Origin of the sequence: Streptomyces sp. NBC_00090 (assembly GCF_045160815.1) — a bacterium.
Lineage (GTDB): Bacteria > Actinomycetota > Actinomycetes > Streptomycetales > Streptomycetaceae > Streptomyces.
In genome coordinates, this window is sequence record NZ_CP108224.1 from 6,472,339 (window position 1) to 6,490,207 (window position 17,869).

At 74.3% G+C, this 17,869-nt stretch carries 14 protein-coding genes and 1 pseudogene; 6 read left to right on the forward strand and 9 right to left on the reverse strand.

From position 1 onward, the window contains the following. Nucleotides 1–27: 27 nt before the first annotated feature. Nucleotides 28–4,689, reverse strand: coding sequence for a DEAD/DEAH box helicase (locus OG361_RS29090; RefSeq protein WP_405858155.1), 4,662 nt, complete (start codon nucleotides 4,687–4,689; stop codon nucleotides 28–30). Nucleotides 4,690–4,823: 134 nt separating this feature from the next. Here OG361_RS29090 and OG361_RS29095 point away from each other — a divergent pair, with 134 nt between their 5' ends. Genes OG361_RS29095 through OG361_RS29105 form a run of 3 tightly spaced genes read left to right on the forward strand, consistent with a single transcriptional unit; the run spans nucleotide 4,824 to nucleotide 6,908 of the window. Continuing rightward, complete coding sequence (locus tag OG361_RS29095; RefSeq protein WP_405858157.1) at nucleotides 4,824–5,780, forward strand: AraC family transcriptional regulator; 957 nt, start codon at nucleotides 4,824–4,826, stop codon at nucleotides 5,778–5,780. 10 nt (nucleotides 5,781–5,790) lie between these two features. Beyond that, a complete protein-coding gene (locus OG361_RS29100; protein ID WP_405858159.1) occupies nucleotides 5,791–6,603 on the forward strand; it encodes an AzlC family ABC transporter permease in 813 nt (270 codons plus the stop codon). After that, nucleotides 6,600–6,908 carry an AzlD domain-containing protein gene (locus OG361_RS29105; RefSeq protein WP_405858161.1) on the forward strand — a complete coding sequence of 103 codons (309 nt, stop codon included), beginning with the start codon at nucleotides 6,600–6,602 and terminating at the stop codon, nucleotides 6,906–6,908. Before OG361_RS29100 ends, OG361_RS29105 begins: the two co-directional genes overlap by 4 nt. Before the next feature lie 65 nt (nucleotides 6,909–6,973). Here OG361_RS29105 and OG361_RS29110 read toward each other — a convergent pair whose 3' ends face one another. The 3 genes and pseudogenes from OG361_RS29110 to OG361_RS29120 all read right to left on the reverse strand — a co-directional run. Beyond that, nucleotides 6,974–8,377 carry an MFS transporter gene (locus tag OG361_RS29110; RefSeq protein ID WP_405858162.1) on the reverse strand — a complete coding sequence of 468 codons (1,404 nt, stop codon included), beginning with the start codon at nucleotides 8,375–8,377 and terminating at the stop codon, nucleotides 6,974–6,976. Beyond that, on the reverse strand, nucleotides 8,374–9,051 hold the full coding sequence (locus OG361_RS29115; protein WP_405862497.1) for an alkyl sulfatase dimerization domain-containing protein: 678 nt from the start codon (nucleotides 9,049–9,051) through the stop codon (nucleotides 8,374–8,376). The genes OG361_RS29110 and OG361_RS29115 overlap by 4 nt, the downstream gene beginning before the upstream one ends. Beyond that, a pseudogene (locus OG361_RS29120) lies at nucleotides 9,025–9,489 on the reverse strand (MBL fold metallo-hydrolase); the annotation flags it as partial. The gene OG361_RS29115 and the pseudogene OG361_RS29120, both read right to left, overlap by 27 nt. A gap of 47 nt (nucleotides 9,490–9,536) precedes the next feature. Here OG361_RS29120 and OG361_RS29125 point away from each other — a divergent pair. Next, nucleotides 9,537–10,475: a PucR family transcriptional regulator gene (locus OG361_RS29125; protein WP_405858164.1), complete on the forward strand. Its 939-nt coding sequence runs from the start codon at nucleotides 9,537–9,539 to the stop codon at nucleotides 10,473–10,475. A gap of 44 nt (nucleotides 10,476–10,519) precedes the next feature. Here OG361_RS29125 and OG361_RS29130 read toward each other — a convergent pair whose 3' ends face one another. Next, entirely contained in the window at nucleotides 10,520–11,449 is a 930-nt protein-coding gene (locus OG361_RS29130) for a hypothetical protein (RefSeq protein WP_405858166.1), read from the reverse strand. A gap of 79 nt (nucleotides 11,450–11,528) precedes the next feature. Here OG361_RS29130 and OG361_RS29135 point away from each other — a divergent pair, with 79 nt between their 5' ends. Beyond that, the gene (locus tag OG361_RS29135) at nucleotides 11,529–11,723 is read left to right on the forward strand and encodes a DUF3046 domain-containing protein (protein ID WP_384568909.1); all 195 of its coding nucleotides are present in this window, start codon (nucleotides 11,529–11,531) and stop codon (nucleotides 11,721–11,723) included. Between the two features lie 283 nt (nucleotides 11,724–12,006). Then, nucleotides 12,007–13,137, forward strand: coding sequence for an AI-2E family transporter (locus tag OG361_RS29140; RefSeq protein WP_405862499.1), 1,131 nt, complete (start codon nucleotides 12,007–12,009; stop codon nucleotides 13,135–13,137). Nucleotides 13,138–13,185: 48 nt separating this feature from the next. On the opposite strand, the gene OG361_RS29145 is transcribed toward OG361_RS29140, so the two are convergent. From OG361_RS29145 to OG361_RS29160, 4 genes are all read right to left on the reverse strand, one after another. After that, nucleotides 13,186–13,965, reverse strand: coding sequence for a cytochrome d ubiquinol oxidase subunit II (locus tag OG361_RS29145; RefSeq protein ID WP_405858168.1), 780 nt, complete (start codon nucleotides 13,963–13,965; stop codon nucleotides 13,186–13,188). A 51-nt stretch (nucleotides 13,966–14,016) separates the two neighbouring features. Further along, nucleotides 14,017–15,423, reverse strand: coding sequence for a cytochrome ubiquinol oxidase subunit I (locus OG361_RS29150; RefSeq protein WP_405858170.1), 1,407 nt, complete (start codon nucleotides 15,421–15,423; stop codon nucleotides 14,017–14,019). Between the two features lie 236 nt (nucleotides 15,424–15,659). Beyond that, the gene (locus OG361_RS29155; RefSeq protein WP_384568900.1) at nucleotides 15,660–16,337 is read right to left on the reverse strand and encodes a response regulator; all 678 of its coding nucleotides are present in this window, start codon (nucleotides 16,335–16,337) and stop codon (nucleotides 15,660–15,662) included. Next, nucleotides 16,334–17,683 carry a sensor histidine kinase gene (locus OG361_RS29160; protein WP_405858173.1) on the reverse strand — a complete coding sequence of 450 codons (1,350 nt, stop codon included), beginning with the start codon at nucleotides 17,681–17,683 and terminating at the stop codon, nucleotides 16,334–16,336. Before OG361_RS29160 ends, OG361_RS29155 begins: the two co-directional genes overlap by 4 nt. Between the last annotated feature and the right edge of the window lie 186 nt (nucleotides 17,684–17,869).

The following is a 17,869-nucleotide window of genomic DNA, read 5'->3' on the forward strand; positions in this document are numbered from 1 at the left end:
GGGGAGTGGGGGCGAGGGGCGCGGGCCTCAGGCGCGTAGGCGGAGCCCTCTCGGGGTGGCGAGGAAGCCAGCCGTCTCCAGGGGGCGGGCGAGGGGTGAGGTCAGGGCCGTGGCGCCGTTGATCCGCTCCACCGTGACCGTGCCCAGCGCGCCCGCCCGTGCCGACGCCGCCAGCGCCTCGGCCGCCGCCGTCAGGGCGGGGTCGTCGGGCTCGGACGGCCAGGACAGCAGCGTCTTGCCGCCGCGCTCCATGTAGAGCGTGAGCTCGCCGTCGACGAGGACCACCATCGCGCCCGCCTTGCGGCCGGGCTTGTGGCCGGCGCCGGTCGGCGGCTCGGGCCAGGACAGCGCCGCCCCGTACGCGTTCGCCGGGTCCGCCGCCGCGAGGACCAGCGCGCGCGGGCCTGCCGCCGCCTCCGCGCCCCGGTCGCGGGCCGTCGCAGCGGCCCGCAGCCGGTCCACGGCCCCGTCCATCGCGAACTGGGCCGCGCCGAGGCCCTCCACGACATAGCCACGCCGGGCCTGACCGCTGTCCTCGAAGGCGGACAGGATGCGGTACGTGGCCGAGAAGCCGCCCTCCACGCCCTCGGCGGCCACCGCGCCCCTGGTGACCACGCCGTGCCGGTCCAGGAGGGTGCGGGCGAGGGCGTGTGCCCGGTGGGTCGGCTCCGGCTCGACGGCCGGCAGCAGCGACCAGCGGCCGGAGACCGTCGGCGGTCCCGTGCGGGACGCCGGGCGGGCGGCGGCGCTCAGCGTGCCGTACCGGCCGCGCGGGACCGTGCGGCGCGCGCGGTGGGCGGTCGACCCGGCGGTGCGGCCCGAGCCGAGCAGCGAGCGCAGCGGGGCGAGGGTGTCGTTGGTGAGCCGACCCGACCAGGCCAGGTCCCAGAGCGCGTCGGCGAGCTGCGGGTCGGTCGTGTCCGGGTGGGTGGTCGCGCGGACCTGGTCGGCGATCTGGCGGAAGAACAGGCCGTACCCGCCGGAGAGGGTGGTGAGCACCGACTCGTGCAGCGCGGACAGCTCCAGCGGGTGCGGCGGCGGGAGGAGGAGCGGCGCCGCGTCCGCGAGGTAGAGCGAGATCCACCCGTCCTTGCCGGGCAGCGATCCGGCGCCCGCCCAGACCACCTCGCCGGTCGTCGTCAGCTCGTCGAGCAGCGCCGGGGAGTAGTCCCGGACGCGGGACGGCAGGATCAGCTTCTCCAGGGCGGAGGCGGGCACGGGAGCGCCCTGGAGCTGCTCGATCGCGCGGGCGAGGCCGTCGATGCCGCGCAGGGCCCCGCCGCCCAGGTGCTGCCACTGGGGCAGGAAGGTGGCGAGGGCCGCCGGGGGCACCGGCTCCAGCTCGTGGCGCAGGGCCGCGAGGGAACGCCGGCGCAGCCGGCGCAGCACGGCCGCGTCGCACCACTCCTGGCCGATGCCGGAGGGATGGAACTCGCCCTGGACGACCCGGCCGGCGGCGGCGAGCCGCTGGAGGGCGCCGTCCGTGACGGCGGCGCCGAGTCCGAAGCGGGCGGCGGCCTGCGAGGAGGTGAAGGGGCCGTGCGTGCGCGCGAAGCGGGCCAGGAGGTCGCCCAGCGGGTCCTTCACCGGCTCGGTGAAGGCCTCGGGCACACCGACCGGCAGTGCCGTGCCCAGGGCGTCACGGAGCCGCCCCGCGTCCTCGATCGCCGCCCAGTGGTCGGCTCCTCCGATCCTGACCCGGATCGCGCGCCGGGACCGGGCGAGGTCGGGCGCCCAGCCCGCCTCCGCGCCACGCTCGCCGAGTTCGGCGTCGGTGAGCGGGCCGAGGACCCGCAGCAGGTCGGCGACGCCCTCCACGTCCTTGATCCGCCGGTCCTCCGTCAGCCACTGGAGCTCCCGCTCCAGCTCGGTCAGCACCTCCGGGTCGAGGAGCTCGCGCAGCTCCGCCTGGCCGAGCAGCTCCGCGAGGAGCCGGGAGTCCAGGGAGAGCGCGGCCGCGCGCCGCTCGGCGAGCGGGGAGTCGCCCTCGTACAGGAACTGCGCCACGTAGCCGAAGAGCAGCGAGCGGGCGAAGGGGGAGGGCTCGGGGGTGGTGATCTCGACGAGCCGGACCCGGCGGGCCTCGATGTCGCCCATCAGCTCGGTCAGACCGGGCACGTCGAAGACGTCCTGGAGGCACTCGCGGACGGCCTCCAGGACGATCGGGAAGGAGCCGAACTCGCTCGCCACCTGGAGGAGCTGGGCCGCCCGCTGCCGCTGCTGCCAGAGGGGGGTGCGCTTTCCCGGGTTCCGCTTGGGCAGCAGCAGGGCGCGCGCGGCGCACTCGCGGAAACGGGAGGCGAACAGTGCGGAGCCGCCCACCTGGTCGGTGACGATCTGGCCGATCTCGCCCTTGTCGAAGAGGGCGTCGGCCGCGCCGACGGGCGCCTTGTCCGGGTCGTACGTCGTGTCGAGGTGGCGGCCGGGGTCGACCGGCTCGTGGTCGAGGAGGTCGAGCCCCATGTCCAGGCCCGCTTCCAGGCCCATCAGGTCCGCGTCCGGAAGGCGCAGCACGATCCCGTCGTCCGCGTGCATCACCTGCGCGTCCATGCCGTACCGCTCGGCGAGCCGCGCGCCGAGCGCCAGCGCCCAGGGCGCGTGCACCTGCGCGCCGAACGGCGAGTGGATGACGACCCGCCAGTCCCCGAGCTCGTCCCGGAACCGCTCGACCAGGATCGTCCGGTCGTCGGGGACGTGACCGCAGGCCTCGCGCTGCTCGGAGAGGTACGCGAGGACGTTGTCCGCGGCCCAGGCGTCCAGGCCCGCGGCGATCAGCCGCAACCGCGCGTCCTCAGCCCCGAGGGCGCCGAGCTCCCGGAGGAACGCGCCCACCGCACGGCCCAGTTCGAGCGGACGGCCGAGCTGGTCGCCCTTCCAGAACGGCAGCCGGCCCGGCACCCCGGGAGCGGGGGAGACGAGCACCCGGTCCCGGGTGATGTCCTCGATCCGCCAGGACGTGGTGCCCAGCGTGAAGACGTCGCCGACCCGCGACTCGTACACCATCTCCTCGTCGAGCTCGCCGACCCGGCCCCCGCCCTTCTTCGGGTCCGCGCCCGCGAGGAACACGCCGAACAGGCCCCGGTCCGGGATCGTGCCGCCCGAGGTGACGGCGAGTCTCTGCGCGCCCGGCCGGCCCGTGACCGTCCCGGCGACCCGGTCCCAGACCACGCGCGGGCGCAGCTCGGCGAAGGCGTCCGACGGATAGCGGCCCGCGAGCATGTCGAGCACACCCGTGAACGCCGACTCCGGAAGCGAGGAGAAGGGCGCCGCCCGGCGCACCAGCGCCAGCAGCTCGTCCACCTGCCAGGTGTCGAGCGCGACCGTCGCGACCAGCTGCTGCGCCAGCACGTCCAGCGGATTGGCCGGGATCCGCATCGATTCGATCGAGCCGGAACGCATCCGCTCCGTGACCACCGCCGCCTGCACCAGGTCGCCCCGGTACTTGGGGAAGACCACGCCCGTCGAGACCGCGCCGACCTGGTGGCCTGCGCGCCCCACGCGCTGGAGCCCGGAGGCGACCGAAGGCGGCGACTCGACCTGCACCACCAGGTCGACCGCGCCCATGTCGATGCCCAGTTCCAGGCTGGACGTGGCCACCACCGCGGGCAGCCGGCCCGCCTTGAGGTCCTCCTCCACCTGGGCGCGCTGCTCCTTCGACACCGAACCGTGGTGGGCGCGGGCGAGCAGCGGCGGGGCACCCCGAGCCGCCCCCGACTGGGCCATGACCTCGGCCGGGGGAGAGCCCTCGGGGAGCGGCTCGCCGGTCGCCCGCTCGTACGCGATCTCGTTGAGCCGGTTGCACAGGCGCTCGGCCAGCCGCCGGGAGTTCGCGAAGACGATCGTCGAACGGTGGGCCTGGACGAGGTCGGCGATCCGCTCCTCGACGTGCGGCCAGATCGACGGTTTGTCGCCGCCGTCCTTGCCCTCGGAGGCCGGGGAGCCTCCCAGCTCGCCCATGTCCTCGACGGGGACCACGACGGAGAGGTCGAACTCCTTCCCCGACGGCGGCTGGACGATCTCCACCGCGCGCCCCGGGGAGAGATAGCGGGCCACCTCGTCCACCGGGCGGACCGTGGCCGACAGGCCGATCCGGCGCGCGGGCCGGGGCAGCAGCTCGTCGAGCCGCTCCAGGGAGAGCGCCAGGTGCGCCCCCCGCTTGGTGCCCGCGACCGCGTGGACCTCGTCCAGGATCACCGTCTCCACGCCCGACAGGGCCTCGCGGGCGGCGGAGGTGAGCATCAGGAACAGCGACTCGGGGGTGGTGATCAGGATGTCCGGCGGCCGGGTCGCGAGGCTCCGGCGCTCGGCGGCCGGGGTGTCACCGGAACGGATGCCGACCCGGACGTCCGGCTCGGGCAGCCCGAGCCGGACCGACTCCTGCCGGATGCCGGTCAGTGGGGAGCGCAGATTCCGCTCGACGTCCACCGCGAGCGCCTTCAGCGGCGACACGTACAGCACGCGGCAGCGCTTCTTCGGCTCGGCCGGCAGGGGCGACGACGCCAGCCGGTCCAGGGACGCGAGGAAGGCGGCCAGCGTCTTGCCCGAGCCGGTCGGCGCGACGACGAGCACGTCGGAACCCGCGCCGATGGCCTTCCAGGCCCCCTCCTGCGCGGCCGTGGGCGCGGTGAAGGCCCCCGTGAACCAAGCACGGGTCGCGGGGGAGAACGAGTCGAGCGCGGACCTGACCATGTCCCCCATCGTGCACCCGCCCACTGACAACCGCCCGGACCTGGGGAAACCGGCTCGTGGCCGGGGGCCGTGCGGGCGGCGGGGCGAGGCGGCGCGGCGAGCACCCGCGTGAGCCCCTGACGCAGAATGGAGTCATGGCGAGCGGGGAGCGGGCACGGTACTGGCAGTACTCCGAGCTGCCCGGGGTCGACCTCCTGCACGCCCACTACATCCGCAAGGCCTTCGCCCGGCACACCCACGAGACCTTCGTCTTCGCCGCGATCACCGAGGGCGTCGAGGCCTTCCACTACCGCGACGAGCTCGTCCACGCAGGGCCCGGACAGATCGCCCTGGTCAACCCCGACACCTCGCACACCGGGCACGCGGGCGTGCCCGAGGGCTGGACCTACCGCACGATCTACCCGGACGCGGGGCTCATCCGGTCGATCGCCGCCGACACCCTCGCGCTGCGCGGCTCGGTCGGCTTCACCGCGCCCGTCATCGACGACCCGTACGCCGCACGGCTCGTCGTCGGCGTCCACCGGGCCGCCGAGGAGGGCAACGCGCTCGCGGCGGACAGCCTGCTCCGGCTGGTCACGGCGCGGATGCTGCGCAGCCACGGCGGGCTGATCACCCCGCTGCCGCCCCGCTCGGCCGGCGCGCGGAACGCGGCACGCGCGCGTGCCGTCCTGGAGGAGCGGATGGCCGACCCGCCGACCCTGGAGCGGCTCGCCACCGACCTCGGCACCAGCCCCTTCGCCCTCCTGCGGGCCTTCCGGGAGGTGTACGGGATGCCGCCGCACACCTGGCTCACCGACGCGCGCGTGCGGCGGGCCAGGCGGCTGCTCGACGCGGGGACGCCTCCCGCAGAGGCGGCCGTCGCCGTCGGCTTCACCGACCAGCCGCACCTCAACCGGCACTTCACCCGGAGTGTGGGGGTGCCTCCCGGCGCTTACCAGCGGTCGCGGGGTGCGAGCGGGAGCGGGAGTGCGGGTGCGGGCTCGGGCGGGGTCGGGGGCGGGAGCGCGGGTGCGGGCTCGGGCGCGGGCGTGGACGCGGGTGCGTTCGCGGGTGCAAGAACGTACAAGACCGGGCTGTCGGCGGACACGTAACGTCCCTGACGTGGCAGAACAGACAGCACCTCCCGTCATACGGGACGACGGCGCACGGGCGAAGCCCGACGCGGCCGTCGTCCGCGACGCCCTCGGCGTCGGCATCGCCGTCGGACTCTCCGGCTTCGCCTTCGGCGTGACCTCCGCCGGTTCCGGCCTCAGCCTCCTCCAGACCTGCGTACTCAGCCTGCTCGTCTTCACCGGCGCCTCGCAGTTCGCACTCGTCGGAGCGCTCGCCGCGGGCGGCAACCCCTTCACAGCCGCCGCCGGGGCCTTCTTCCTGGGTACCCGCAACGCCTTCTACGGACTGCGGCTCTCTCAGCTCCTCGCCCTGCCGAAGGCCGTCAGGCCGTTCGCCGCGCACTGGGTGATCGACGAGACCACGGCGGTCGCGCTCGCCCAGCCGTCCCGCCGGGCCGCCCGCCTCGGCTTCACCGCCACCGGCCTCACCCTGTACGTCCTGTGGAACCTCACCACGCTCCTCGGGGCGCTCGGCGCCGAGGCGATCGGTGACACCGCGGCCTGGGGGCTCGACGCGGCCGGCCCGGCCGTCTTCCTCGCCCTGCTCGCCCCCATGCTGAAGTCGGCGACCGAGCGGGCCACCGCCGGGATCGCCGTCCTGCTGGGCCTCGGACTGCTCCCCGTCCTGCCCGCCGGGGTCCCGGTCCTCGCGGCGGCGCTGGCCGCGCCCGTCGTGCTGTGGTTCCAGGGCCGGCGCATGGCCCCGCCCGGAGGCGGGAGCGTGGAGAGCGGAGGCGGCGAAGCGGCGGAGACGGCGGAGATGGTGGAGACGGCGAAGACGGTGGAGGAGGAGTCCCGATGAACGTGTGGATCGCGATAGGTCTGACCGCCGCCGGGTGCTACCTGGTCAAGCTGCTCGGCCTGCTCGTCCCCGCCGGCGCGCTGGAACGACCGCTCGTCCAGCGGCTGGCCGCCCTGCTCCCCGTCGCCCTGCTGGCCGCGCTCACCGCGCAGCAGACGTTCAGCGCGGGCGGTGCCCTCGTCCTGGACGCCCGGGCCGCCGGGCTCGCCGCGGCGGCCCTCGCGCTCGTGCTGCGGGCCCCGTTCCTGGTCGTCGTGGGCGCGGCCGTCGTCGTCACGGCGGGGGTACGTGCCCTGGGCTGGTGAGCCCCGGGCCCGTACCTCCGCGGTCGGCCCCGGCACCCCCGCCGTGGGGCCACACCGGCACCCCCTCAGTGCGCCACCGGCACCCCCACCGGCGGGGTCTCCGGGACCCCCAGGCGGTCCGCGTCCCGCTCCGGGCGGAGGAACAGGGCCGTCAGGGCGCCCGCCACCGCGAGCAGACCGGCCGTGAACAGCCAGCCGTTCTCGTACCCCTGGGCCGCCGTCGCGCCCGCGTCGACGATCCCGCCCAGGACCAGCGGCGCCAGGACCCCGCCCAGGGCGAAGACGCACACCACGGCACCGAGCACGATCCCGCGCTGCGACGGCGGGGTGATCCGGGCGACCGCCGTCTGGCTGACGGTCATCATCGGCAGCGCCAGGGCCATCGGGCCGAACATCATCGGTACCCGCAGCCAGTCCGCTCCCGCCGTCGCGAAGACCGTCACCGCGGCGGCGGAGAGCAGGAGCAGCACCCCGGCGCCCGCGCCGGCGGGAAGACGACCGGGCCGGCCGCGCCGGGCCGCGCGCTGGGCGACCACGCCGTGCACCAGCAGGACGACCCCGTTGGCGACGGCTCCCGCGCCCACCATCAGACCGGCCCGGTGCGCGTCCCAGCCGAGGACCGTCTCCAGATAGTCCGGCAACCAGGTCAGCTTCGAGCTCATCAGCCAGTACGCGGCGAACGAGCCCACGCTCGCGGTCAGGAAGGTGCCGCTCAGCAGGATCCGGCGCAGCGGTACCTCCTCCGCCGCGCCCTCCGTCCCGTCGGCGGCCCGCCCGTCCGCACCGACCGGTGGCGCGAGCGGCCCCTCGGAGCCGTACCGGTGCCAGACGGCCGCCCAGACCAGGCCGATCACGCCGACCGTCCCGAAGGCCCAGCGCCAGCCCCAACCGGAGATCACCGCGGACAGGACGGGCGCGGCGACCGCGACCCCGGCCGCGGCGCCCACCATCAGGACGGCCGTCGGCAGGTTCCGGTCCCGCTGACCGAACCAGCCGTGCAGATGGTGGACCGCGACCGGGGCGGCCGGGCCCTCCGCCGCGCCGAGCAGCACGCGCGTGAGGACCAGCGTCCCGAACCCGGCGGCCGCCCACACCATCGGCAGCTGGGCCGCCGACCACGACAGCGCCATCCCGAGCAGCAGGACCGAGGTCCGTACCTTCCGCGTCAGGGCCGACACGGCGAGCGCCGACACCGAGAAGAGCGCGAAGAACGCCGCCTGGGCCGCCCCGAACTCCTGCCGGGAGATGTCGAACTCGCGCATGATGTCCGGCCCGGCGAGACCGAGGACGGCCTTGTCCGCGAAGTTGACCAGCATGAACCCGAGCAGCAGCCAGGTCGTTCCCCAGGGGGTGCCCGGTACCGCCGGGCCGGGCGCGCCCTTCGAGGGCCGCCCCGCCGTCCCTGTCCGCCCCGCCTTCGCCGTCCGCCCCGCCTTCGTGGGCCGCCCCCTCCCCGCGGGCCCGCTCATCCGCAGCACAGGTCCTCTTCCGCGACCACGCCCACGCTGATCGCCCCGGCGGCCCGCTCGCGCCCGGCGGCCGAACGGGTCAGCTCCGTCGTCACGTCCGTGCCCTCGGCCACCGCCGCGGACTCCGCCGCCGCCCAGTGGAACACCCCGCGCGCCATCGTCGACGTCTCGCGCCCGGCCCGCGTCCCGTAGACCCGGGCCCGGATCCTGGCCACCGCCACGTCCTCGGGGGCCGCGAGCGCCGCCGTCTCCGCCAGGTGCGAGGCCAGCCGCAGATCGCCCTCCTCCAGGAGCCGGACCGCCCGCTCGGCGAGGGCGAGCGCCCCGCCGGCGGCGTCGGCCAGCTCGGCAGCGACGGCCGCCTCCGGGGCCGGCTTCAGGTTCGCCGGATTCTGGTCGTACCAGCCGCCCCACAGCCGCCACAGGTTCCGTACGACGAACTCCGGCTCGTCGTAGGCGGGGTGGAGGTACGGCTTCGCCAGCAGCTCCTCGGGGACCTTCACGCCGTGGATGACCGCGTCGAGCCGCAGCCCGGCGTTCATCAGGTCGCGGGTCTGCGAGCAGAGCGATTCGAGCAGCGTCGCCGTGTCGTCCAGGGCCGTCGCCACCCGGTCCGCGCCGACGATCGGGATGCCGTGGCCGGGCAGCAGCACCTCGGCGCCCAGCTCGCCCATGGCGCGCAGCGCCCGCGCCCACTTCTCCGGGTAGCGCTGCACCTTCTGCGGGTTGCCGGCGTTGGGGGAGTTCCAGATGAAGAGATCACCCGTGCAGAGGGTTTTGAGCTCCGGCACCCACACATAGGTGTGGTCGTCGGTCTCCCCGCGCGCGTGGAACAGCTCGAACGTCAACTCGCCGTGACGGACGGTCAGCCGGTCCCGGTAGGTCGTGTCCGGGTAGCGGTACGTGGTCGGCCATTCGAGGCCCGGTACGCCGAACTGGCGCCGGTTGATCCATGAGTTGTAGCCCGAGGTCTCCACGTACCGGTCGAAGCGGGCGGCCACCGCCTCGTGGGCGATCACCTCCGGCCGTACCGGCTCGGCGTCGAAGGGAGCGACCCCGAAGACGTGGTCGACATGGCCGTGGGTGTAGACGACGGCACGGACCGGGTCCGGGCTGAAGGCGCGGACCGCCGTGGCTCCTGCGCAGCCACGCCCTCGGCATGTACGTGCTGTGGCAGGCGCTGCGCGAGGTGGCGCTGCCCGGTGACGAGGCGGCCCTCGTCGAACTCGCCGACCTGCTCCTGGAGGCCCAGCAGGGCATCGTCGGCGCCGTCGCCGAGACCTATCTCGACGAGCGCTCCGCCCTGGAGACCGAGCGGCGGGCCCAGCGTCGCTCCCTGTTGCGCGGGCTTCTCGACGGGACGCTGTCCCCGGCGCTGCTCGGGGTCGCCCCGTTCGGGATCGACGGGCCGTGCCTCGTACTCGCCGTCGGTGGCGGCGTAGGCGTAGGCGTAGGCGTAGGCGTTGTCGACGGAGTCGGAGCCGGTGTCGGTGTCGGATCCGGGGAGGGAGACGTGGCCGCTCGCAGGAGGCTGCGCCGGGTCCAGACCGCGCTCGACCACTGCTTCGGCGTGGAGGTGCCCGCCCTCCTCGACATCGGTACGGAGCCGGGGCGGGCGATCGTCCCCGGCGCCGCCGAACCGCTCGCCGACCTGGCACGGCGGCTCTCCCGGGCCGCGGGCGTCACGCTGCGGGTCGCCGCGGTGCCCGCCGACGGCCCGGCGGAGGTGCCGGAGGCCGCCCGCATCGCGGGAGAGGTCCTGCGGGTCGCGGCCGGGTGCGGGCTGCCGCCCGGGCTGCACCGGCTCGACGACGTACTCCTCGAGTACCACCTGTCCCGGCCCGGGGAGAGCGGCCGGCGGATCGCGGCCCTCCTCGACCCCGTCGCCGACCGCCCGGAGCTCCTGGAGACCCTCCGCGTCCACCTCGCCCAGGGGCAGGACCGGCGCGCCACGGCCACCGCGCTCGGGCTGCACCCCAACACCGTCGACAACCGGCTCGCCCGGCTCGCCGAGCGGACCGGCATCGACCTGGCGACGCCGAGGGGCACGGCGACGGCCCTCGCGGCCCTGCTGCTGCGCGAGGCGCCGGAGGTGTAGGGCGGTCGGCGGTCCCCCCCCGAAGGTGCCCAGCCGGTCCGGGGTCAGTCGACCGGGCGGCCGTGGGCGCGGAGGGTGCGGAGCGCCTCGACCGTGACGATCGGGCGCCACTCCAGGGCCGACCCCGGGGCCCAGGGCTCCCAGCGGATCGGCCAGCCGCCGTCCTCCTCCTGGTCGGCCGCGAGCCGGTCCAGCGAACGGGCCATCTCCTCCTCCGTGAACCAGTGACTCGCCAGTGAGTGCGGCACGCGCGCGTAGTCGTGCGGAAAGTGGTGCTCGCCGGGCGCGTACCCGTCCGCGACCGGGTACTCCTCCGGCCGGTCCGGGTCGAGGACGGCGAGCCGCTGGTCGCGCACCAGCCTCCCCAGCCGGTCGGCCGCCGCCTCCGCGCGCGGGCGGTCCGGGACCCCGTCCAGGAAGGCGACGGCGGCCTGGATCTCGTACGGATGGGACTTCTCCAGCGACTCCACCGCGGCCCAGCAGAACTCGGTGGCCCGGAACAGCCACGCGTGCCACACCTGGTTGCGGTGGAGCAGCCCGACCACCGGGCCCGTGGTGAGCAGCGCGCTCGGCGGGGAGTCGACGACCGGGACGAACGGCGCCGAGGGGTAGCCCCGCTGGGACGGGTGGATCGCCGGGAGCGCCCCCTCGTGCGTCGAGATCTCGGTGAGGTAGCGGCAGATCCGCTCGACCCGCATCCCGCCGCAGCGGCCGATGGAGTCCAGGACCCGAAGCGCGTGCGCGGTGTGGAGGGGCTGGCTGACCGGTCCGCGCAGGTCGGGTTCGAGGGCGTGGCCGTAGCCGCCGTCCTCGTTCAGGTACGCGGTGAGGGCCGTCTCGACCTGGTCCGCGCCACCGCGCAGGAAGTGGTAGGAGAACCGGCGCTGTTCGAGGACGCGGGCCGTCAGCCAGACGAAACGCTCGGCGCGGGCCAGAGGAGTCGAGGGCGGCGGGGAGAGGGGTTTTTCGGCCATGCTCCGACCGTAGGGCGGAAAGTCGCGGTGACAAGGCCTGCGGAGCGGGCTGCACTCTTGGGAGCGGGATACTGGGTTCATGCGGTTGACGATTTTCTGGGAGCGGATGGCGGACCACTTCGGTGCGTCCTATGCGGAGTCCTTCGCGAGCGACCATGTGATGGCGGAGCTCGGCGGGCGGACGGTGCGCGGCGCGCTGGACGACGGCTGGGAGGCCAAGGACGTGTGGCGGGCGGTCTGCGCCGCCGTCGACGTCCCCGCCGACAAGCGATGAACTGCCGGTAGACGGTGGGGTGACAAGCAGGGATGCGCGGGGCCCCGGGTGGAATGTCCGTGCGGTGCGCGAGACTGGCGGGGTGGCCCCGACTGACGACACCGGCAAGACCGACCCGACCGACAAGGCAGCCCCGACCGACAAGGCTGCCCCGACCACACCACCGGCGGCTCCGGCCACCGGGCCAGCCCCCGCTCCTGCTTCGGCTGCCGCTCCCGACGCCGCTTCCTCGGTACCCGCGGCTCCCGCGGCGGCCGGTGCCGCTCCGGGGGCGGCCGCGCGGATGCCCCGCTGGCTCCCCCGCGCGCTCGTCCTGGCCCTCGCGCTCTACGCCTGCTTCCTGCTGGGCAGCTGGGCGTTCCACCAGCTCGTCGGACTGCTGGTCAACATCCTGCTCGCGTTCTTCCTCGCCCTCGCCATCGAGCCGGCGGTCGGGCGTATGGCGGCGCGCGGGATGCGCCGCGGTCTCGCCACCTTCCTCGTCTTCCTCGCCGTCCTGGTCTTCAGCGTCGGCTTCGTCGTCCTCCTCGGTTCGATGCTCGCCGGGCAGATCGTGGACATGGTCGAGAACTTCCCCCAGTACCTCGACTCGGTGATCAACTGGATCAACGAGAGCTTCGACACGGACCTGTCCAGGGTCGAGGTCCAGGACAGCCTGCTGAGCTCCGACTGGCTGCAGAAGTACGTGCAGAACAGCGCGTCCGGGGTGCTCGACATCTCCACCACCGTCCTCGGCGGCCTGTTCCGGCTCCTGACGATCTTCCTCTTCTCGTTCTACTTCGCGGCCGACGGGCCCCGGCTGCGGCGCGCGCTCTGCTCCGTCCTGCCGCCGGCCCGGCAGACCGAGGTGCTGCGGGCCTGGGAGATCGCGGTCGACAAGACCGGCGGCTACCTCTACTCGCGCGGCCTGATGGCCCTCATCTCGGGCGTCGCGCACTTCGTCCTCTTCGAGATCCTGGACGTGCCGTACGCCCCGGCGCTCGCGGTCTGGGTCGGTCTGGTCTCGCAGTTCATCCCGACCATCGGCACGTACCTCGCCGGGGCCCTGCCGATGCTGATCGCCTTCACCGTCAACCCCTGGTACGCGCTGTGGGTGCTCTGTTTCGTCGTGATCTACCAGCAGTTCGAGAACTACGTGCTCCAGCCGAAGGTCACCTCGAAGACGGTGGACATCCACCCGGCGGTGGCCTTCGGCTCCGTGATCGCGGGGACGGCGCTGCTCGGCGTGGTCGGCGCGCTGATCGCGATCCCGGCCGTCGCCACCCTCCAGGCCTTCCTCGGCGCCTATGTGAAGCGGTACGACGTGACGGACGACCCGCGCGTCCACGGGCACCGGCGGTACGGCGAGGCGGTGGTGGCCCGGCTGCAGAAGGCCCTGCACCACAAGAAGGAGTCCTCGCAGGAGGAGTCCTGACGGGGGACCCCTTGTCGGTTTTTTGTCGGTACGCCGCCGTCGTGGCTCTCAGAGGTACGACGGGCGGGTCACCCGGTGCCGGAAGGCGTGCCAGGTCCAGGCCTGGACCGCCACGAGGAGGGGGGTGACGACGAGGAGGGTGGGGACGAGCAGGGACAGAGTGGCGGGGGAGGCGGCCTTCCCGGCCAGCGGGAGGGCGGTTCCCGCCCAGAGCGGCAGCCCGCCGAGGAGGACGCCGGTCAGGGCGAAGGACCGCCACGGGCGCCCGGAGCGGCCGACGAGCCCGCGGGCCCGCTCGTACGGGAGTCCTGTCAGCCGGAGCGTGGCGAAGCCCAGCCCGTGCGCGGCGAACAGGGCGGCGACGGCGAGGGCGGTGAGAACGGCCGTCGCGCCGGTGGCGGGCGCGTAGGGCCGTCCGGTGAGCAGGGCCGCGAGCAGCCAGCCCCAGGAGAGCGCGACGGTCCAGCTGCCGGCCGTCACGGCGGTGTCGCAGCCGGCGCGCCAGCGCGGCCCCGGGCCCCGGCCGCGCGACCAGAGCGCCGCGTCGCGGACGATCCAGCCGGTCAGCAGGGCCACGAGCACCGGGGACTGGCCGCTCAGGAGCTCCCCTTCGAGGGCGGGGAAGCAGCCGACGAGCACGCCCGCGGTCGCGACCAGCCAGACCTCGTTGCCCAGGAAGAAGGGCGCGAAGGAGGTGAGGACGAGGCGCCGCTCGCGGTCGCCGCGCCCGAGCCAGGGGGTGAGCATGCCGGTGCCGATGTCGGCTCCGGCGAGGACGAACCAGCCCGCGGCGAAGAAGGCGAGCAGGGCTATGGCCAGGGTCTCCACGGAGGGCTCCTCGGGGTGGCGGGGGACAGTGACGGGGGTCAGTAACGGGGGTCAGTAACGGGGGGCGGGGAGCGCGTCGGCGGGGTCGGGTGAGGGGGGCCCGCCCTCACCGCCGTCCCGGTCCGGGCCGTCTCCGTTCCCGCTGCCGCTGCCGCTCCCGTCCCCGTTCGTGTCCCCGCTCCCGTCCCCGTTCGCGTCCCCGTCTTCGCTGTCCCGGCCCGGCCGGTCGTCGTGGCCGAGCCCGGACTCCACGGGGCCGCGGCGGGCATGCCGGGCGAGGAGCCAGGCGTTCAGGACGGCGAGCAGGGCGAAGACCGTGGTGAAGACGGTGAGGGAGATCCGCATGGTGCCGGGGGAGAGGTCCGAGACCGCGTCCTCCGTCTTCAGCAGCCCGTAGACGACCCAGGGCTGTCGCCCGGCCTCCCGGAAGACCCAGCCGCTGATCATCGCGAGGTACGGCAGCGGCACCGCGGCCATCAGGACGAGATGCCAGAGCCGGAACCGGAAGACGACCTTCTTGAAGCAGGCCAGGATCACCCCGGCGAAGCACAGGTACATCATCAGGGCGAAGCTGATCAGCATCACCAGACCGCCGCCCCTGGTCCACGCCTCCGATGGCACGTAGTCGCCGGGCCCGAAACGGGCGGACAGCTCCGCCTGGAGCCGCGCGATCTCTGCCGCCTTTCCGCTGAAGACGGCCGACTTCATCGGCTGGAAGGTGGTGAGGGTGGCGAACTGGATCCCGCCGAAGACCGCGGCGGCCATCAGCGCGGGCGCCGACACGAACACCCCGATCCGCAGGCTGCGACCGAAGAACTCCCACTCGGGGGTGCGCCGGAAGAGGTGGTACGCGCTCACCCCGGCCATGAAGAACCCGGCGGTGAGCAGAGCCCCCGCGAGCACGTGCCCGAAGGCGAGGAGCGCGGAGGGGTTCGTCAGCACCGCGACCGGGTCGTCGAGCACGAGCTCCCCGCCCTCGGAGGCGTACCCCACGGGGTGGTTGAGGAAGCCGTTGGAGACGAGGATCCAGTACGCCGACGCGTAGGCGGTGAGCGCGACGATCCAGATCGCGGCCAGATGGGCCCAGCGGTTGAGCCGGTTCCAGCCGAAGATCCACAGGCCGAGGAAGGTCGACTCGACGAAGAAGGCCACGATCGTCTCCACCGCGAGCGAGGCGCCGAGGATGTTCCCGGCCTCGTGGGTGAGCCCGCTCCAGGCCATGCCGAACTGGAACTCCATCACCAGGCCGGTGACGATCCCGACCGCGTAGTTGATCACGTACAGCTGGCCCCAGAAGCGCACCATCCGGGCGTCCAGCGGCTTTCCGCTGAACGTGGCCCTCGTCTGGAGCCCGGCCACGACCGTGACGAGCCCCAGGGTGAGCGCGACGAAGAGGAAGTGGCCGCCGGCGGTGAGGGCGAACTGCAGCCGCGCGAGATCGAGTACGTCCTGATTCACCCTGGCAGTGTCCGCGCACGGTCAAGTGGCGGGCATCGGCCCGGGGAGGACACTTTCCGTACCCCACGGGTTGCGACGCCCCACGCGCGCGTACCCCGGGAGTTGCGGCTCGGGGTCCCTGACCCTTAGGGGTGGGTGGCCTGCCGATCTGGTCGGGACCGGGGCCCCGGAGTCCCGGAGTCCCGGAGTCCCGGAGTCCCGGAGTCCCGGAGTTCAGGAGTTCCGAGGCCTCGGGGTCAGGTCAGCCAGCCGGGGGTGATCATCCCGGACTCGTACGCCAGGACGACGAGCTGCGCGCGGTCCCTCACGGCCAGCTTGGTCATGATCCGGCTGACGTGGGTCTTGGCGGTGGCGGGGGAGAGGACCAGGCGGCCGGCGATCTCGTCGTTGGAGAGCCCCGCGCCCACCAGGCCGAGCACCTCGCGCTCCCGCTCGGTGAGGGCGTCGAGCCGGGGGCTCGGGTCCGGCTGCCGCCCGGCCCCGCCGGCGCGCTCGGCGAACTCGGCGATCAGACGGCGGGTCACGGCGGGGGCGATCAGGGCGTCGCCGCGCGCCACCACCCGTACGGCGTGCAGGAGTTCCATCGGCTCGGTGTCCTTGACCAGGAAGCCCGACGCGCCGGCGCGGAGCGCCCCGTACACGTGGTCGTCGGCGTCGAAGGTGGTCAGGACGACCACCCGGACACCTTCGAGCCGCTCGTCGGCGGTGATGCGCCGGGTGGCTTCGAGCCCGTCGAGAACCGGCATGCGGATGTCCATCAGGACCACGTCCGGGCGGAGTTCACGGGCGAGAGCGAGGGCCTGCTCGCCGTCCCCGGCCTCGCCGACGACCTCGATGTCCTCCTCGTCGGACAGGATCGACCGGAAACCGGCCCGGACCAGGGTCTGGTCGTCGGCGAGCACGACACGGATCATCGGGGGTCCCCTTCGGGCACTGCGGGTGCGTCGGGTGCGGTGGGATTCGTGGGCGTCGTGGTTTCGATGGGGGGTGTGGTCGCGGTGGGCGTCGTGGTTTCGGTGGGGGGTGTGGTCGCGGTGGGGGTCGTGGGTGCGGTGAGCGGGAGTCGGGCGTCGACGAGGAAGCCGCCGTCGGTGTTCCGGGCGGTGAGTTCGCCGCCGAGCGCGCGGGCCCGTTCCGCCATGCCCCCGATGCCGCTGCCCACCGGCCCGTCCTCGGGCGCGCCCCCGCCGTCGTCCGCGATCCGCAGCCGCAGCGCGCGCGTGCCGGGGGCCTCGCCCATGGCCACGTCCCAGTCGAGAGTGATCCGCACCGTGCGGGCGCCCGCGTGCCGGGTCACGTTCGTCAGCGACTCCTGCACGATCCGGTACGCGGCGAGGTCGACCGGCGGCGGTAGCGGTACGGGCGTGCCCGTGACGCTCGTACGGACGTCGAGCCCCGCGCTCCGGGCACGCTCGACGAGGTCGCCGAGCAGAGCCAGACCGGACGTGGGGGAGGTCGGTGTGGCCTCGTCGGCCCGGCGCAGCACCCCGAGCGTGGCCCGCAGCTCGCGCAGCGCGTCCTTGCTGGTGGCCTTCACCGCCTCCAGGGCCTCGGCGGCGGTGGCGAGCCCGGACTCGGGCGCCGGGTTCTTGCCGAGCCGGTGCAGCGCGGCGCCGGACTGGACGTGGATCAGCGAGACGCTGTGGCCGAGGATGTCGTGCAGTTCCCGGGCGATCCGCAGCCGCTCCTCGGTGGCGCTCTGCCGGGCCCGGGCCTCCTGCTCCCGCTCGGCGGCGAGCGCGCGCTGCTCGACCTCGTGCAGGTAGGCGAGCCGGGTGCGCTGGGCGCGGCCCACGGCGACGAGACTGATCAGCCAGCCGGCCAGCATGGCGAGCGAGGTGTCGTCGATCTGCCGGTGTCCGGGCTGCTGGCGGATCTCGCCGAGGCCGACCGCGAGCAGGGTGACGGCGGCGAGCGCGACGGCGGCGGCGAACCGGCCCTCGGCGGCGGTGGTGTAGAGCGCGAGCGCGAACGCGATCATGAGAGGGCCGTCCTGTGCGGACAGCGGGTAGTAGACCACGCAGGCGAGGAGCGTGACGACGGCGACGGCGACCGGCTGCCGTCGCCGGAAGTACAGGGCCCCGCAGCCGAGGAGGACGAGCGCCCAGCCGAACACCGTGCGGAGCGCCGGCTCGCTCGTGTACTGCGCCGAGACGAGCGTCCAGACCGCCACGACGAGCAGGACGGCGCCCGCGACCAGGGCGTCGGCGGCGCGCGGCGACAGACCGCCGCCGGGGCGGGCGCGGTGGGGGAGGGGCATGCGTCGAAGGATAGGCGGCGGGCGATCGAGGGGCTCCGCGTCGGGGACTCCGTGTCCTGGCCGCGAACTGGACCTGGGCCGGCTCCGGAGCGGTCCCGGCCCCGAAGCGGCCCCGGCTCCGGAGCGGTCCCGGCGCGGGAACGGCTGCTCCGGGGTCTGAGTTGTATAGTCAAAAAAGTTAGTAGT

Coding starts and splice junctions, on each gene's coding strand:
- OG361_RS29115 (WP_405862497.1), bottom strand. CDS start 9,051: ATGGGCGAGCTGGGCGCCGAGGTGCTGCTGCCCGGCCACGGCATCCCG.
- OG361_RS29095 (WP_405858157.1), top strand. CDS start 4,824: ATGGCGAGCGGGGAGCGGGCACGGTACTGGCAGTACTCCGAGCTGCCC.
- OG361_RS29090 (WP_405858155.1), bottom strand. CDS start 4,689: ATGGTCAGGTCCGCGCTCGACTCGTTCTCCCCCGCGACCCGTGCTTGG.
- OG361_RS29110 (WP_405858162.1), bottom strand. CDS start 8,377: ATGAGCGGGCCCGCGGGGAGGGGGCGGCCCACGAAGGCGGGGCGGACG.
- OG361_RS29135 (WP_384568909.1), top strand. CDS start 11,529: ATGCGGTTGACGATTTTCTGGGAGCGGATGGCGGACCACTTCGGTGCG.
- OG361_RS29105 (WP_405858161.1), top strand. CDS start 6,600: ATGAACGTGTGGATCGCGATAGGTCTGACCGCCGCCGGGTGCTACCTG.
- OG361_RS29130 (WP_405858166.1), bottom strand. CDS start 11,449: ATGGCCGAAAAACCCCTCTCCCCGCCGCCCTCGACTCCTCTGGCCCGC.
- OG361_RS29125 (WP_405858164.1), top strand. CDS start 9,537: ATGTACGTGCTGTGGCAGGCGCTGCGCGAGGTGGCGCTGCCCGGTGAC.
- OG361_RS29160 (WP_405858173.1), bottom strand. CDS start 17,683: ATGCCCCTCCCCCACCGCGCCCGCCCCGGCGGCGGTCTGTCGCCGCGC.
- OG361_RS29140 (WP_405862499.1), top strand. CDS start 12,007: ATGCCCCGCTGGCTCCCCCGCGCGCTCGTCCTGGCCCTCGCGCTCTAC.
- OG361_RS29155 (WP_384568900.1), bottom strand. CDS start 16,337: ATGATCCGTGTCGTGCTCGCCGACGACCAGACCCTGGTCCGGGCCGGT.